At 74.7% G+C, this 16127-nt stretch carries 14 protein-coding genes; 9 read left to right on the forward strand and 5 right to left on the reverse strand.

Annotated features, from left to right (window positions below; all coding sequences use genetic code 11):
* Window positions 1–104: 104 nt before the first annotated feature.
* Genes dprA through ACTWP5_RS16090 form a run of 3 tightly spaced genes read right to left on the reverse strand, consistent with a single transcriptional unit; the run spans window position 105 to window position 3288 of the window.
* The gene (gene dprA / locus ACTWP5_RS16080; protein WP_443221629.1) at window positions 105–1244 is read right to left on the reverse strand and encodes a DNA-processing protein DprA; all 1140 of its coding nucleotides are present in this window, start codon (window positions 1242–1244) and stop codon (window positions 105–107) included.
* A complete protein-coding gene (locus ACTWP5_RS16085; RefSeq protein ID WP_443221630.1) occupies window positions 1241–2875 on the reverse strand; it encodes a YifB family Mg chelatase-like AAA ATPase in 1635 nt (544 codons plus the stop codon). The genes dprA and ACTWP5_RS16085 overlap by 4 nt, the downstream gene beginning before the upstream one ends.
* A complete protein-coding gene (locus ACTWP5_RS16090; RefSeq protein WP_443221631.1) occupies window positions 2875–3288 on the reverse strand; it encodes a YraN family protein in 414 nt (137 codons plus the stop codon). The genes ACTWP5_RS16085 and ACTWP5_RS16090 overlap by 1 nt, the downstream gene beginning before the upstream one ends.
* Before the next feature lie 388 nt (window positions 3289–3676).
* Here ACTWP5_RS16090 and rpsB point away from each other — a divergent pair, with 388 nt between their 5' ends.
* The 9 genes from rpsB (at window position 3677) to ACTWP5_RS16135 (ending at window position 13513) form a co-directional block, all read left to right on the forward strand.
* The gene (gene rpsB, locus ACTWP5_RS16095) at window positions 3677–4576 is read left to right on the forward strand and encodes a 30S ribosomal protein S2 (RefSeq protein ID WP_443221632.1); all 900 of its coding nucleotides are present in this window, start codon (window positions 3677–3679) and stop codon (window positions 4574–4576) included.
* Window positions 4577–4634: 58 nt separating this feature from the next.
* Window positions 4635–5471 carry a translation elongation factor Ts gene (tsf, locus tag ACTWP5_RS16100; protein WP_443221633.1) on the forward strand — a complete coding sequence of 279 codons (837 nt, stop codon included), beginning with the start codon at window positions 4635–4637 and terminating at the stop codon, window positions 5469–5471.
* Between the two features lie 279 nt (window positions 5472–5750).
* On the forward strand, window positions 5751–6488 hold the full coding sequence (gene pyrH, locus ACTWP5_RS16105) for a UMP kinase (protein ID WP_443221634.1): 738 nt from the start codon (window positions 5751–5753) through the stop codon (window positions 6486–6488).
* Window positions 6489–6534: 46 nt separating this feature from the next.
* Window positions 6535–7092 carry a ribosome recycling factor gene (gene frr / locus ACTWP5_RS16110; protein WP_443221635.1) on the forward strand — a complete coding sequence of 186 codons (558 nt, stop codon included), beginning with the start codon at window positions 6535–6537 and terminating at the stop codon, window positions 7090–7092.
* A gap of 37 nt (window positions 7093–7129) precedes the next feature.
* Window positions 7130–8176, forward strand: a complete 1047-nt coding sequence (locus ACTWP5_RS16115) for a phosphatidate cytidylyltransferase (protein ID WP_443221636.1) — start codon at window positions 7130–7132, stop codon at window positions 8174–8176.
* Window positions 8177–8239: 63 nt separating this feature from the next.
* Window positions 8240–9346: a 23S rRNA (adenine(2503)-C(2))-methyltransferase RlmN gene (gene rlmN, locus ACTWP5_RS16120; protein ID WP_443221637.1), complete on the forward strand. Its 1107-nt coding sequence runs from the start codon at window positions 8240–8242 to the stop codon at window positions 9344–9346.
* A gap of 194 nt (window positions 9347–9540) precedes the next feature.
* The gene (locus tag ACTWP5_RS16125) at window positions 9541–10659 is read left to right on the forward strand and encodes a thiamine ABC transporter substrate-binding protein (protein WP_443221638.1); all 1119 of its coding nucleotides are present in this window, start codon (window positions 9541–9543) and stop codon (window positions 10657–10659) included.
* A 104-nt stretch (window positions 10660–10763) separates the two neighbouring features.
* On the forward strand, window positions 10764–12377 hold the full coding sequence (locus ACTWP5_RS16130) for an ABC transporter permease (protein ID WP_443221700.1): 1614 nt from the start codon (window positions 10764–10766) through the stop codon (window positions 12375–12377).
* Window positions 12378–12379: 2 nt separating this feature from the next.
* Window positions 12380–13513 (forward strand): ABC transporter ATP-binding protein, encoded by a 1134-nt coding sequence (locus ACTWP5_RS16135; protein ID WP_443221639.1) that lies wholly within the window; start codon window positions 12380–12382, stop codon window positions 13511–13513.
* Here ACTWP5_RS16135 and ACTWP5_RS16140 read toward each other — a convergent pair.
* Both ACTWP5_RS16140 and ACTWP5_RS16145 read right to left on the reverse strand, forming a co-directional pair.
* Window positions 13488–14696, reverse strand: coding sequence for a hypothetical protein (locus tag ACTWP5_RS16140; protein WP_443221640.1), 1209 nt, complete (start codon window positions 14694–14696; stop codon window positions 13488–13490). The two genes, ACTWP5_RS16135 and ACTWP5_RS16140, sit on opposite strands and share 26 nt — an antisense overlap.
* A complete protein-coding gene (locus ACTWP5_RS16145) occupies window positions 14678–15364 on the reverse strand; it encodes an ABC transporter ATP-binding protein (RefSeq protein ID WP_443221701.1) in 687 nt (228 codons plus the stop codon). The genes ACTWP5_RS16140 and ACTWP5_RS16145 overlap by 19 nt, the downstream gene beginning before the upstream one ends.
* Window positions 15365–16127: the final 763 nt, after the last annotated feature.

A 16127-nucleotide genomic window follows, 5' to 3' on the forward strand; every position in this document is an offset into this window, starting at 1 on the left:
GATTCGCGCGGGAGCGCAGACCGAACGAGCCCCGCGCGAACGGGGACCACGCTGGTGGTGCGCCCGTGGGGGGCCACGGGGCGTCAACCCGGCCGTGTGTCGGTTCACCGGCACAACTGCCAGCGATCGCCCACACGTTCGACGAAGCCGAGGGAGCTCAACTCGTGCAGCCGAGCCGTGACGGCCTCCGGGCTGGAACAGGCGCCCCGCGCCAGCTCCTCCGCGTCCCGCGCGCCGACCGCGGGCAGCGCGTCCAGCACCTGCGCGGCCTCCCGCGCCAGCAGGTCCCTCGGCACCACGGGCCGGGCCGGCTCCTCGGCGACCTCCCCCATCGCGCCGGTGAGCTCGACGATCTCCGAGGCGTCACTCACCAGCGTGGCGTGCTCGCGGATCAGGCGGTGCGCGCCGGCGGACAGACCCGAGGTGACCGGGCCCGGGACCGCCATCAGGTGCCGCCCCAACCGCTCCGCGTGGCGCGCGGTGATGAGCGAGCCGCTCCGTCGCGCGGCCTCCACCACGACCGTGCCGCGGGTCAGCGCGGCGATCACACGGTTGCGCTGGACGAAGCGGCTGCGTGCCGGATGCGCCCCCGGAGGCAGCTCCGCGACCAGCAGGCCGTCGGCGGCGATCCGCCGCAGCAGCTCGCCGTGGCCCGCCGGATAGTCGACGTCCACCCCGCAGGCCAGCACCGCCACCGTGGCGCCTCCCACCGCGAGGGCCCCCCGGTGTGCCGCGCCGTCGACGCCGTACGCCGCGCCGGAGACCACGGTCCAGCCGCGCTCGGCCAGCGCGCCGCCCAACTCGGCCGCGACGTGGGCGCCGTAGTCCGTGCAGGCGCGGGCGCCGACCAGGGCGACCGAGCGGAGCGCCACCAGCCGCAGCGAGCACGGCCCGCGCACCCACAGCCCGATCGGCCTCGACGCCCCCAGGTCGTCCAGCTGGCGGGGCCACTCCCCGTCGCCGGGGCAGACGAACCTGCCGCCGAGCCGAGCGATCGCCGCCAGGTCCCGGTCGGGGTCGGTCCGCTCCGCGCGCAGCCGCATCCCCGCCCAGCGGTGCGCCGAGGCGCCGGCCAGCGGCTGCCCGCCCTCCCGCACCGCCCGCCACACCGCCACGGGGCCCAGCTCCTCAAGCCACCGCCCCGCCCGCTCGTCGCCCGGCTCGACGATCCTCGCCAGCGCCGCCCGTGCCCGCCGCGTCTCCCACACCTCCGGCGACTCCTCCACGCCCACGTCGCGCGTCACGGCAGGCTCCCGAGGACACCGGCACCGCGTCGCACGCCGGTGCGCAGCTCCAGCGCGGCGTCCACGTCGTCGGCGGTCGGCCGATCGTGTCCGGCGAGGTCTGCCACGGTCCAGGCGACCCGCAGCACCCGGTCCAGGCCCCGAGCGGTGAGCAGCCCCCGCTCCAGATCCTGCTCGGCGCGCGCCAGGGCGGACGGCACCGGCGCGAAGCGGAAGCGCAGCTCGTGCCCCGGCACCTCGCCGTTCGACGTCCAGGGCGTGCCGGCGTACCGCGCGACGGCCCGGTCGCGGGCGGCCAGCACCCGCTGCGCCACCACCGCCGTCGCCTCGCCGACGGTCCCGGAGACCAGCTCCGCCCGTGCCACGGGCTCCACCGGCACGCGCAGGTCCACGCGGTCGAGCAACGGGCCCGACAGTCTCGCCCGGTACCGACGGACCGTGCTCGGGAGACACTCGCACTCCCCGCCGGCCGAGCCGTGACGGCCGCAGGGACAGGGGTTGGCCGCGAGCACGAGCAGCACCCGGGCAGGCATACGCACCGTCCCCGCGGCCCGCGCGACCACCACGTGCCCGCACTCCAGGGGCTGGCGCAGCGCGTCCAGCACCTGGCGGCTCATCTCGGGAGCCTCGTCGATGAACAGCACCCCGTGGTGGGCCAGCGACACCGCGCCGGGCCGCGGCAGCCCGCTGCCACCGCCGACCAGCGCGGCCATCGACGCGGAGTGGTGCGGGGCGCAGTACGGGGCGCGGTCGATCAGCGGCCTGCCGGCGGGCAGGGCACCGCCCACCGAGTGCACGGCCGTGACCTCCAGCGCCTCCCGCTGCGTCAGCGGCGGCAGCAGTCCCGGCAGCCGCTCGGCGAGCATCGTCTTGCCCGCACCGGGGGCGCCCTGCAACAGCAGGTGATGGCGCCCCGCCGCCGCGACCTCCAACGCCCGCCGCGCCAGGCGCTGCCCGGCGACCTCGGTGAGGTCGGGCGCGTGCCGCGCCTCGGCGTGCGGCGCCTGGAAGAGCCCGGCGGACTGCGGAACACCCCAACCCGCGCCGAGCAGGCCGGGCACGCCGTCCTCCCCGTCGTCACCACCACGGCGCTCGTCCGCCGGCTCCTCGGGCACCGTCTCGTCGGCCAGCAGCGCGATCAGCTGGCGCAGGCTGCGCACGCCCAGCACCGAGACGTCGGGCACCAGGGACGCCTCCGCGGCGGCCTCCTCGGGGACGACGACGTGTCTGTATCCGGCGCCGGCCGCGGTGAGCACGGCGGGGAGCACCCCGCGCACGGGCCTGACCCGCCCGTCGAGCCCCAGCTCACCGACCATCATCAGCTCGGCGATCGACCGCGGGTCGATCCGCTCGGCCGCGGCGAGCACGCTGCACGCGACGGCCAGGTCGAAGCCGCTGCCGCACTTGGGCACCGCCGCCGGGCTCAACCCGACGGTGAGCTTCTTCTGCGGCCACTCGGCCCCCGAGTTGATCACCGCGGCCCTGACCCGGTCCCGGCTCTCGCTCAGCGACTTGTCGGCGAGGCCCACCAGGGAGAACGACGCCACCCCCGGCTCCAGATCGGCCTGGACCTCGACCACCACCCCCTCGACACCGACGAGCGCGACCGCGCAGGTGCGGGCGAACGACATCACGCCACCCCCCTGACGTGCTCCACCACCGGGCCGCCCCGCAGCGGCAGCACGATCCCGACCAGGTCGATCCTGACCCCTCCCGCCGGGGGTGCGCCGTGCTCCACGAGCCACCGCTCGCACAGCCAGCGCTGGGCCAGCTCCCGCAGCCGTCGCGACTGGCGGGGCGCGAGCCCCGCCATCGGCTGCTGGTAGGAGGTGGCCCGTCGGGTCTTCACCTCGCACACCACCAGCGCGCCCTCCCGCCCCTCCTCCCGGGCCACGATGTCGATCTCGCCGGCGACCCCGGCGACCCCGGCGGCGCCGGCCGCGCGGCACCGCCAGTTCCGTTCAAGGATCGTCATGCCCAGGTCGCACAGCCACCGCGCGGCCACCCGCTCGCCGAACCGTCCGAGCGCACCTCGCCCGTTCATCCGGATCACCTCCGTCACTCAGAGTGACCCATCGTGACGGGGGTGGGGTGCGGGTGGGCGAACCGGTGGAGAACCCGGGGCCTGTGCGCAACTCCGTCACCCGTGTGGGGGACGCCTGGTGCCCCGCCCCTGCGACCGTCCGCTGGTCGCCCCGGCCTCACCCGGTCCCGTACACTGCTGGTGGCGATCCGGACCCCCGGATCGACCTCGCATGCCCCGCCACCTCGGCGCAACGGCCACGTCCGTGGCGCCGCGGAGGTCGCGTCACTCGGTCCCCGGAGTGGCCTCCCCACGGAGGCCGGGAGCTCCGCGGTACGACGCGTCGGGGCGTCAGGAGCGCCGTCCGGCCGGGCGGCGCGGACAACCGAGCATCACAAGGAGAACGGCCATGGCCGTCGTCACGATGCGGGAGCTGCTGGAGAGCGGCGTCCACTTCGGGCACCAGACCCGCCGCTGGAACCCGAAGATGAAGCGGTTCATCTTCACCGAGCGCAACGGCATCTACATCATCGACCTGCTCCAGTCGCTGTCGTACATCGACCGCGCCTACGAGTTCGTCAAGGAGACCGTCGCGCACGGCGGTTCCGTCATGTTCGTCGGCACCAAGAAGCAGGCCCAGCAGGCCATCGCCGAGCAGGCGACCCGGGTCGGCATGCCGTACGTCAACCAGCGCTGGCTGGGTGGCATGCTCACGAACTTCTCGACCGTCCACAAGCGGCTCCAGCGCCTGAAGGAACTCGAGCAGATCGACTTCGACGACGTCGCGGCCTCCGGTCTGACCAAGAAGGAGCTGCTGGTCCTCTCCCGGGAGAAGGCCAAGCTGGAGAAGACCCTGGGCGGCATCCGCGACATGCAGAAGGTGCCCAGCGCGGTCTGGATCGTGGACACCAAGAAGGAGCACATCGCCGTCGGCGAGGCTCGCAAGCTGAACATCCCGGTCGTCGCGATCCTCGACACCAACTGCGACCCCGACGAGGTCGACTACAAGATCCCGGGCAACGACGACGCGATCCGCTCCGTCACGCTGCTCACCCGCGTGATCGCCGACGCCGTCGCCGAGGGCCTCATCGCCCGCTCCGGCGCCGCCGAGGCGAAGGAGGGCGAGAAGCCCGCCGCCGCGGCGGCCGAGCCGCTGCCGGAGTGGGAGCGCGAGCTCCTGCAGGGCGCCGAGTCGGCAGCCCCCGCCGAGTCCGCAGCCCCCGCCGAGCAGGGCGAGGAGCAGGCGGCCCCGGCCGCGGAGCAGCCCGAGGCGGAGACCGGCCAGGACGCCCCCGCCGAGCAGGGCTGAGGCCGGTCACGGACGCCGATCCACACGACAATCCGGGACGGAAGAGAATCACGTAACCATGGCGAACTTCACCGCCGCCGACGTCAAGAAGCTCCGCGAGCTCAGCGGCGCCGGCATGATGGACTGTAAGAAGGCGCTGGACGAGGCCGAGGGCGACGTCGCGAAGGCCGTCGAGATCCTGCGGGTCAAGGGCCAGAAGGGCGTGGCCAAGCGCGAGGGACGCACCGCGTCCAACGGCGCCGTCGTCGCGCGCATCGCCGACGACGCCACCTCCGGTGTGCTGGTCGAGCTGAAGTGCGAGACCGACTTCGTCGCCAAGGGCGAGAAGTTCCAGGCCGCCGCGGCCGCCGTCGCCGAGCACGTCTTCGCGACGGCCCCGGCCGACCTCGAGACGCTGCTCGCCTCCGAGATCGAGCCCGGCAAGACCGTGCAGCAGTTCGTCGACGAGGCGAACGCGACGCTGGGCGAGAAGATCGTGCTCGACCGCTTCGCCCGCTTCACCGGCGGATACGTGGCCTCCTACCTCCACCGCACCATGCCCGACCTGCCCCCGCAGGTCGGCGTCCTGGTCGCGCTGGAGGCGGAGAACGCCCAGGTCGCCAAGGACGTGGCGCAGCACATCGCCGCCTTCCAGCCGGCGTACCTCACCCGTGAGGACGTTCCCGCCGACGTGGTCGAGAACGAGCGCCGCATCGCCGAGGCGACCGCGAAGGAGGAGGGCAAGCCCGAGGCGGCCCTCCCCCGGATCGTCGAGGGCCGGGTCAACGGCTTCTTCAAGGAGAACGTGCTGTTGGACCAGCCCTTCGCCAAGGACAACAAGAAGACCGTGCAGAAGGTCCTGACGGAGGCGGGCGCGACGCTCACCAGCTTCGCCCGCTTCCGCGTCGGCTCCTGACCGTCCCCGGACGATCGTCAGGGCTGAAGCCGTAAGGTCTCTCCGCTCCGTGCCGTCGGCGGCGGAACGGGCCCGGCCCGCTATTGTCGGGCACGGCACCAGGGCCGCACGCCCGGTCGGGCGCCAGCCGGGTGCCGACCGGGTCCCGCCACCCGGCGACCCGCAGTTGTGACGAGGAGGCCACTGCCGAGCAGGGACACCGCGCGTCGCCGGGCCGGGGTGCTTCGGCACCCCGCCCGCAGGCAGTGGCCTCCTTCGCGCGTGCACGAGGAGAGCTCCATGAACAACGACGACAAGACCCGGCGCTTCCTGTTGAAGCTGTCGGGAGAAGCCTTCGCGGGCGGCGGAGGACTGGGCGTCGACCCGGACGTCGTGCACGCGATGGCCCGTGAGATCGCCGCGGTGGTGCGTGCCGGCACGCAGCTCGCCGTGGTCATCGGCGGCGGTAACTTCTTCCGCGGCGCCGAACTCCAGCAGCGCGGCATGGACCGCGCCCGCTCCGACTACATGGGCATGCTCGGCACGGTCATGAACTGCCTGGCGCTCCAGGACTTCCTGGAGAAGGAGGGCATCGAGACCCGGGTGCAGACCGCCATCACCATGGGCCAGGTCGCGGAGCCGTACATCCCGCTGCGGGCCGTCCGCCACCTGGAGAAGGGCCGCGTGGTCATCTTCGGCGCCGGCATGGGCATGCCGTACTTCTCCACGGACACCACCGCCGCACAGCGCGCGTTGGAGATCGACGCCGAGGCGCTGCTGATGGGCAAGAACGGCGTGGACGGCGTCTACGACTCCGACCCGGCGACCAATCCCGACGCCGTGCGCTTCGACGCCCTCGACTACGGCGAGGTCATCACCCGGGACCTGAAGGTCGCCGACTCCACCGCCATCACGCTCTGCCGCGACAACGGACTGCCCATCCTGGTGTTCGAGCTGCTGGCGGAGGGCAATATCGCCCGTGCGGTAAAGGGTGAGAAGATCGGCACACTCGTGAACAACCAGGGGCGGCGGGCGTGACCGCGTGGACGAGCGCCCGCCTCACACATCGAACCAGGAGCACGTGGTGATCGAAGAAGCCCTCCTCGAGGCCGAGGAGAAGATGGAGAAGACGGTCGTGGTCGCCAAGGAGGATCTGGCCGCGATCCGCACCGGCCGTGCCCATCCGGCGATGTTCAACAAGATCGTGGCCGAGTACTACGGCACGATGACCCCCATCAACCAGCTCGCGTCCTTCGCGGTTCCCGAGGCCCGCATGGCCGTCGTGACCCCCTTCGACAAGAGCTCGCTGCGCAACATCGAGCAGGCGATCCGCGACTCCGACCTCGGCGTCAACCCGACGAACGACGGGAACGTCATCCGGGTGGTGCTTCCCGAGCTGACCGAGGAGCGTCGCCGCGAGTTCATCAAGGTGGCCCGCTCCAAGGGCGAGGACGCCAAGATCTCGATCCGTGGCGTGCGTCGCAAGGCCAAGGAGGCCATCGACAAGGCCATCAAGGACGGCGAGGTCGGCGAGGACGAGGGCCGGCGCGGCGAGAAGGAGCTCGACGACACGACGGCCAAGTACGTCGCGCAGGTGGACGAGCTGCTCAAGCAGAAGGAAGCCGAGCTGCTGGAGGTCTGAGGCCGGCACCCGCTTGACCACGAGGACTCTGTCACCTGTGAACGAATCATCCTGGGGACCGGCGCAGCGCGCCAGCGTCGCCCCGGCGGGTCCGCTGCGCGATTCGGGGAACTCGTCGCAGACTCGGCCTATGGCGCCCACCCCCCCCACGGCACCCGGGGCAGGCCCCGGCCCGTCCGACGACGCCGCGCGTGGCGTGCCGACGCCGCAGCCCGGCCCGCCGGTCGGCGTTCCCCAGGCTCCCCGCGCCCAGGCCCCCCGCGTGAGGAAGCGCGCGGGCCGTGACCTGCGCGCGGCGGTGGGTGTCGGCCTGGCCCTGGGCGCACTCGTCCTCGTCTCACTCTTCGTCTACAAGCCGGCGTTCGTGGGCGTCATAGCGGTCGCCGTGGTCGTCGGCCTCTGGGAGCTCACCGCCCGCCTCGCGGAGCGGAAGGCGATCCGGCTGCCCCTGCCGCCGCTCGCGTTGGGCGGCGCCGCCATGGTCGTCGCCGGCTACGCGGGCGGTGCCGACGCCGCGTGGACCGCGACGGCGCTGACGGCGCTCGGCGTCGCGCTGTGGCGCATCGCGGGGCCGCCGGAGAACTACCTGCGGGACGTCACCGCCGGCGTCTTCGCCGTGTTCTACGTGCCCTTCCTCGCCACCTTCGTCGCCCTCATGCTCATGGCGGACGACGGGGCCTGGCGGGTCTTCACCTTCATCCTCCTGACGGTGGTCAGCGACACCGGGGCCTACGCCGTCGGGTGGCGGCTCGGCCGGCACAAGCTCGCTCCCCGCATCAGCCCCGGCAAGACCCGTGAAGGGCTGGCGGGCGCCGTGCTGTTCGCGATGGCGGCCGGGGCGGTCGCGATGCACCTGCTGATCGACGACGGCGTGTGGTGGCAGGGGCTGCTGCTGGGCCTGGCGGTGGCCGCCAGCGCCACGCTCGGCGACCTGGGCGAGTCCATGATCAAGCGCGACCTCGGCATCAAGGACATGGGCACGCTGCTGCCGGGCCACGGCGGCATCATGGACCGGCTCGACTCGCTGCTGCCCACCGCGCCGGTGGCCTGGCTGCTGCTCGTGATCTTCGTCGGAGCCGGCTGATCGGTGCCGGCTGATCGGCGCCGGCCACCACCACCCGTCCGCGTCTGCGAGACTGGGTGGGTCATGCCTGCACCTGGAGAGCTCACCTTCGTCGCGCCGCGCGGCGCCGCGCGCCCGCCGCGCCACCTCGCCGACCTCGCCCCCGCCGAGCGCCGCTCGGCCGTCGCCGAGCTGGGCGAGAAGCCGTTCCGCGCCCGCCAGCTGTCGCGGCACTACTTCACGCGGCTCACCGACGACCCCGCCGAGCTGACGGACCTGCCGGCCGCCGTGCGCGAGCGGCTGGCGGGCGAGCTGCTGCCCAGCCTGATGAGCGTCGTGCGCCACGTCGCCTGCGACGACGGCGCCACCCGCAAGACGCTCTGGCGGCTGCACGACGGCACGCTCGTGGAGTCGGTGCTGATGCGGTACCCGGACCGGGTCACGATGTGCGTCTCCTCCCAGGCCGGCTGCGGCATGAACTGCCCGTTCTGCGCCACCGGCCAGGCCGGCCTCGACCGGAACCTCTCCACCGCCGAGATCGTCCACCAGATCGTCGCCGGCATGCGCGCGCTGCGCGACGGCGAGGTGTCGGGCGGTCCCGCCCGGCTGACCAACGTCGTCTTCATGGGCATGGGCGAGCCCCTGGCCAACTACAACCGGGTGGTGGGCGCCATCCGCCGCCTCACCGACCCCGACCCCGACGGCGCCGGCCTCTCCCAGCGCGGCATCACCGTCTCCACCGTGGGCCTCGTCCCCGCCATGCACCGCCTCGCCGACGAGGGCTTCAGCTGCCGCCTCGCGGTCTCGCTCCACGCCCCCGACGACGAGCTGCGCGACACCCTCGTCCCCGTCAACACCCGCTGGCCCGTCCGCGAGGTGCTGGACGCGGCCTGGTCCTACGCCGAGCGCTCCGGCCGCCGGATCTCCATCGAGTATGCCCTGATCCGCGACGTCAACGACCAGGCGTGGCGCGCGGACCTGCTCGGCCGCCTCGTCAGGGGCCACGGCGCCCACGTCAACCTCATCCCGCTCAACCCGACGCCCGGCTCGCGCTGGACCGCCTCGCGCCCCGAGGACGAGGCGGCGTTCGTCGCGGGTCTCCAGGCACACGGCGTGCCGGTGACCGTCCGCGACACCCGCGGGCAGGAGATCGACGGGGCCTGCGGGCAGCTCGCCGCCTCCGCGCGCTGAGGGGCGGCGGAGCGCGGGCTGCTATCGTGGGCCCGAACACAGTTCCGACAGGGGAGCGCTCGCAGCGCTGAGAGTGCGGCAACGGGCCGCAGACCCTCGAACCTCGCCCAGGTCATGCTGGGTAGGAAGTTCGGATCCTCTCTCGTGTCGCGTCCCGCGCGCCTGCCCTCGCGAAGAAAGCAGCTCGCAGCACGATGACGCGCACCCACCAACTCGCCACCGCCGTTGTCCTCACCCTGACCTCGCTCGCCGCGCTCACCGCCTGCGGCTCCGGCGACGGGGACGAGGGCGGCGGCCCGGACGGCTCGGGCGGCGACGCCCGCGAGGTCACCCTCCTCACGCACGACTCCTTCCTCGTCTCCGACGCCGTGCTGGAGCACTTCACCGAGGAGACCGGGTACACGGTGAACCTGCTCCAGGGCGGCGACGCCGGGGTCATGGTCAACCAGGCGATCCTCACCGTGGACGACCCCCAGGCCGACGTCCTGTTCGGGATCGACAACACGCTCCTCTCGCGCGCCCTCGACGCCGAGCTGTTCACGCCGCACCGCGCGGCCAGCCTCGACGCGGTGCCCGAGGAGCTCCAGCTCGACGCCGGAGAGCACCGCGTCACCCCCGTCGACACCGGCGAGATCTGCGTCAACTACGACCGCGCCGCCCTCGCCGACCGCGACCTCGACCCGCCCCGGACCCTCGACGACCTCGCCGACCCGGCCTACGCCGAGCTGCTGGTGGTCGAGAACCCCGCGACCTCCTCGCCCGGTCTCGGCTTCCTCCTCGCCACGGTCGCCGCCTTCGGCGAGGACGGCTGGCAGGACTACTGGGAGCGGCTGTCGGACAACGGCGTCGAGGTCGTCGACGGCTGGGAGCAGGCGTACAACGAGCGGTTCTCCGGCGCGGGGAACGGCGGCGACCGGCCGCTGGTCGTCTCCTACGCCTCCAGCCCGCCCGTCGAGGTCGTCTACGGTGACCCGCCGCTGGCCGAGCTCTCGCGGCAGGAGTGGCCCGAGCAGGCTCCCACCGGCGTGTCCACCGGCACCTGCTTCCGGCAGATCGAGTTCGCCGGGCTGCTGGCCGGCGCAGACAACCCCGAGGGAGGACGTGCCCTGCTGGACTTCCTGCTCGGCCGCCCCTTCCAGGAGGACATGCCGCTGCAGATGTTCGTCAACCCGGTGAACCCGGAGGCCGAGCTGCCCGAGGAGTACAGCACGTACATCGAGCCCGTCGAGGACCCTCACACGCTCGACCCGCAGACGATCGCCGACCACCGCGAGGAGTGGATCGACGCGTGGTCCTCCATCGTGCTGCGGTGACCCCGCGGGAGGCGAAGGAGCGGGAGGCGCAGGAGCGGGGCCCGGCGGCGCGACGCGCCGCCGCCCGTCGGGCCGCGGCGCGCGGCGCGGCCGTCCGGCTCGCGCTGCTCGCCGTGCCGCTGGCGTTCCTCGCGGTCTTCTTCGCCTACCCCGTCGCGGCCGTCACGGGACGCGGGCTGCGCGTCGACGGCGCGTGGCAGCTGGGGCGGGCCGCCGAGGTGGTCACCGACCCCGACACCCTCGCCGTGCTGTGGTTCACCGTCTGGCAGGCCGCCGCCTCCACCGCCCTGACCCTCGCGCTCGCGCTGCCCGCCGCCTACGTCGTCGCGCGCCTGGACTTCCCCGGCAAGCGCCTGCTGCACGCCGTGGTGGTGGTGCCGTTCGTGCTGCCCACGGTCGTCACGGGCGCCGCCTTCCTGGCGCTGCTGGGCCGCGGCGGGCTCCTGGACGACGCCTGGGGTGTGCGGCTGGACACCAGCGTCTGGGCGATCCTGCTGGCCCACGCCTTCTTCAACCACGCCGTCGTCGTCCGCATGGTCGGCGGGCTGTGGGCGCAGCTGGACCCCCGGCAGGAGGAGGCCGCGCGGCTGCTGGGCGCGGGCCCGTTCACCGCCTGGCGCCGCGTCACCCTGCCCGCCCTCGCGCCCGCCGTCGTCGCCTCCGCGCTGCTGGTCTTCCTCTTCACCTTCACCTCCTTCGGCACTATCCAGATCCTCGGCGGCCCCCGCTTCGCCACGCTGGAGGTGGAGATCTACCGGCAGACGGCGCAGCTGCTGGACCTGCCGACGGCCGCCGTCCTCACCCTGCTCCAACTCGCCGTCGTCACCTCCCTGCTGGCCGGGCACGCCCTCGTGACCCGCCGCACCGAGGCGACGCTGGCGCTGACCGACCCGGCCCGCACCTCCCACCGGCCGCGCGGAGCGGGCGAGTGGGGCCTGCTGGCGGGCGTGCTCGCGGTCGTGGCGGTGCTGCTCCTGCTGCCGATCGCGGTCCTGGTCGAGCGCTCGCTGTCGGTCTCCGGCGGCTACGGCCTGGGCAACTACCGGGCGCTCGCCTCCGCCGACGGCGGCTCGTTCCTCGTCGCGCCCTGGGAGGCCGTCGGCACCTCCCTGCGGTACGGCGCGCTCGCCACCGTCATCGCCGTGGTCGTGGGCGGCCTGGCCGCCGCCGCGCTCGCCCGCCGCCGTGGCCCGTGGCTGCGCGGCGTCGACGCCCTGCTGATGCTGCCGCTGGGCACCTCGGCCGTCACCGTGGGCTTCGGTTTCCTCATCGCCCTCGACGAGCCGCCGCTCGACCTGCGTTCCTCCTGGGTCATCGTGCCGCTGGCCCAGGCCCTGGTCGCCGTCCCGTTCGTCGTCCGCACACTGCTTCCCGTGCTGCGGGCCATCGACGACCGGCTGCGGCAGGCCGCCGCCGTCCTCGGCGCGTCGCCGCTGCGGGCCTGGCGGGAGGTGGACCTGCCGCTGGTGCGGCGGGGCGTGCTCGTGGCCGCGGGCTTCGCCTTCGCCGTCTCCCTCGGCGAGTTCGGCGCCACCGTCTTCATCGCCCGCGCCGACGCGCCCACGCTGCCGGTGGCGATCGCCCGGCTACTGGGCCGGGCAGGAGAGCTGAACTACGGGCAGGCGATGGCGCTCAGCACGCTGTTGATGGCGCTGTGTGCCGTCACCCTCCTGCTCCTCGAACGTCTTCGTCCGCTCCGGACCGCGGAGGTGGTGTGACCATGGCGGAAACCACGCGCGACCCGGGTCAGGCGCCGCTGCTGGAGCTCGACGGGGTCACCGTCCGCTTCGACCGCCCCCGCCACACCGCGCTCGACGCCGTCGACCTCGCCGTCGCCGAGCACCAGACCGTCTGCGTCCTCGGACCCAGCGGCAGCGGCAAGTCCACGCTGCTGCGCGCCGTCGCGGGCCTGACGCCCGTCGACGGCGGGGCGATACGGCTCGCCGGCCGGGACCAGGCCGGTGTCCCCGCCCACCGCCGTGGCGTGGGCCTGATGTTCCAGGACCACCAGCTCTTCCCGCAGCTCGACGTCGCGGGCAACATCTCCTTCGGGCTGCGGGTGCGTCGCACCCCCCGGGCGGAGGTCACGCGGCGCGTCGCCGAGCTGCTCGACCTCGTGGGGCTGCCCGGCGCGCAGCGCCGTGCCGTCGCCACCCTCTCCGGCGGCGAGCAGCAGCGGGTCGCGCTCGCGCGGGCCCTGGCCCCCGGGCCGCGGCTGCTGATGCTCGACGAGCCGCTGGGAGCCCTCGACCGGACCCTGCGGGAGCGGCTCGTCGTCGAGCTGCGGCAGCTCTTCCGGCGGCTGGGCACCACGGTGCTGGCCGTCACCCACGACCAGGGCGAGGCGTTCGCGCTGGCCGACCGCGTCGTCGTGATGCGCGAGGGCCGCGTGGCGCAGAGCGGCACACCCGCCGAGGTGTGGCAGCGCCCGGCCGACGCGGCCACCGCCCGCTTCCTCGGCTTCCACAACCTCGCCGAGGCCCGGGTCGGGGAGGGCGACGGCGCCGCCGACAGCGCGGCCGACGGGGCCGCCGACGGCGCGTCCCGCCGCGTGGCCGACACCCCCTGGGGTCCGGTGCCGGTGCCGGCCGGCACCCCGTCGGGCCGTCACCAGCTGCTGATACGTCCCTCGGGCCTCGCGCTGACCAGCCCCGAGGACGAGGCGGCGACGGTGCGGTGCACGGTGCGCGCCCGCACCTTCCGCGGCGACCACCTCGTGCTGTTCCTGACGCCGGAGCGCGGCCCCGAGCTCCAGGCCACCTGCCCGCCACGGTCGGCCCCGCCCGACGACACGCGGGTCGGCGTCGTCGTGGACCCCGCCGAGGTGGTCACGCTCCCACCGGCAGCAGGATGAGCTCCGCCGCGAGCCACGCCAGCGCGGCGAAGCCCGGCACCAGTACGCACAGCCGCAGCGTGGCCACCCCGCGCAGCAGCCGGCGCGAGGCGCCGAGCCGTGTCAACGCCGCCACGGTGTCGCCGCGCTCCGCCCGCGCCTGCGCCACGGCGGCCCCGAGTGTGCCGAGCAGGCAGGCCACCACCACCGTGGCCCCGACCACGCCGAGCGGCCCGAACAGGCCGGGGCCCTCCAGCCGCAACGCCGCCAGCAGCGCGGCCGTCGCGGCGGTCAACGCCCCGAGCGGGCGGCCCAGCCGCACCGCCTCGTGCTGCAGTGACCGCCCGGCCAGCAGCCGCCGCGCCCCGGGCCGCCCGGCGGCCAGCATCCGGCCACACCGGTACGTCAGGTCGGGCGCCGCCGTCACGACGCCCGCCGTGACCAGCAGCCAGCCGCCGGCCATGCCGGGCGTGACCGTGGCCAGCGCGCCCGGCAGCGCCAGCGTCGAGGCGGCCGCGCCGCCCGGCGCCGCGTAGACGCTCAGCGCCACCCCGGCCGTCGTCAGCGCGGTGCCCCACGGCAGCCCGCCGGGCGCGGGGACCGGCGGCTCGGCCGGCGCCGCCTCCCCACGCCCCGTCCCCACCGGTCCCGGCGGGGACGGGGAGACGTCGGGCCGTGGGCGCAGCGACAGCCCGGTGGCCACGGCGGCGACCGTCGGGACGACCGCCATGAGCGTCACGACGGCGGGCAGCGGCAGCGGCCGGCCGCCGGCCAGCGCGCCGCCCGACGCCTCGTCGAGCGCGCCGCCCAGGCCGCCGAGGCCGGGCAGGCCCGAGAAGTCGCCGCGCAGGAGCAGGAAGGCGAGCAGGGCCAGCACGCTGCCCAGCAGCCCGGCCAGCGCCGTCGAGGTGGCCGCGAGCGTCGGGACCCGGGCCGGGCCGAGGCCCGCCGCCGCCAGGCCGGAGCGGGAGTGCACGGCCGGGTCGGCCCGGCCCACCGCCACGGCCAGCTGCACGGTGGCGGCCAGCGGCACCGCGCAGCACGCCAGGCGCAACGCCGCCGCGCCGCCGTCGCCCGGGTGCGCCAGCGCGTAGCCGAGGGCGGCCAGCAGCAGGAAGCCGACACCCGCCGCCCCGCCGGTCAACAGCAGGCGGCGGCCCAACGCCCAGGGGCGCAGGCCGCGGGCTAGGCGGAGAGCGAGCATGGGGCTGCCGCCGTCTCGCCGCTGGCGCGGCCGTCGACGAGGGTCAGGGTGCGGTCCGCCAGGGTGGCCACCTCGGGATCGTGGCTGGCCAGCACCACGGTGATGCCGTGGGAGCGGCCGGCCGTCGTCAGGGTGCGCAGGACCTGCGCGCGGTCGGACTGGTGCAGGGGGGCGGTCGGCTCGTCCGCGAGGAGCACCTCGGGGCCGTGGACCAGCGCGCGGGCGATCGCGACCCGCTGCCGTTGCGCCTGGCAGAGCGAGGCCGGCCGGTGGCGGGCGCAGTCGCCGACGTCGAGCCGTTCGAGCCACTCCAGGGCGGCGCGCCGGGCCTCGCGGTGCGCGGCGCCGGCCATCAGCAGCGGGAGGGCGGCGTTCTCCCAGGCGGTCAGCTCCGGAACGAGGTGGGGCGCCTCGCCGACCCAGCCGAAACGGTCCCGGCGCAGGCGCTCGCGGGCCTCGGGCGCGAGGCTGTGGAGGGGGACGCTGTCGAACCACACCTCGCCGCGCTGGGGTGGCAGGTGTCCGGAGAGGCAGGCGAGCAGCGTGGTCTTGCCGGCGCCGCGGGGGCCGGTGACGGCCAGGATCTCGCCCTTCCGCACGCCGAGGGAGATGCCGAGCAGCGCGGGCGAGCCCTGGTGGGCGTAGTGGAGGTCGCGGGCCCACAGCACGTCGTCGTCGGGGGGTGCCGCGCCGGTGCCGTCGCCGTCGCCCTCGGTCGCGGGGTGGGGCGGGGCCTCGTCCCCGGGGCCGTCGTCGGCCCTTCCGGGGTGTGCAGCCGGGGCCGTCACCCCTTCGGCCGCCGGCCCTCCGGTCGCCGTCCCGTCGGCGGCGGTCGCGTCGGGGGTGGCCGGGTCCGTGGCCGGGTCGGTGGCCGTCGCGTCGGACATCGTCTCGGACATCGTCTCGGAGGTCGCCTCGGACGTCGTCGTCCCGTCGCCGGTCGTCCCTTCGGTCCGCGTGCGGTCCGCCCGCTTTCTGCGCGCCCTTCTCTTCTCCGCCCTGGTGTCGGCTGGGGCCATGGTGGTCGGGCACCTCCGCTCGTCTCGCCACTGAAGCCCCGGCGAGAGGGGAGAGCCGCCGGGGGAGTGGGTCACTGGTCCGTGCTCGGTTGTCCGCTGGTCGGTCGTCCGTTGGTCCGGTGTTCCGTCGGTCCGGTGTTCCGTCGGTCCCTTGGTCCGTGCGTGCCAAGCTGGCACAGCTCCCGCGCCCGCGCCCGCCGACTCGGCCGTCCTCGCGCCAGGTTCCTCCGTACGGGCGGCACCCACCGCCCAGGATTCGAAGGATCTCCATGAGACGGGCCCAGAACGCGGTCTTCTTCCCGTAACCTGTCGCTCAGGCGAACCGATGTTCGCCGCTGGGCATGTTGCCGAGGCCCGCCCGGGGCATAGGGTTGGGTCGTTCACCGACGAGCGAACGAGACGCGGGAGGGTG

The organism is Streptomyces sp. 4N509B, assembly GCF_052245655.1.
Taxonomy (GTDB): Bacteria; Actinomycetota; Actinomycetes; order Streptomycetales; family Streptomycetaceae; genus Streptomyces.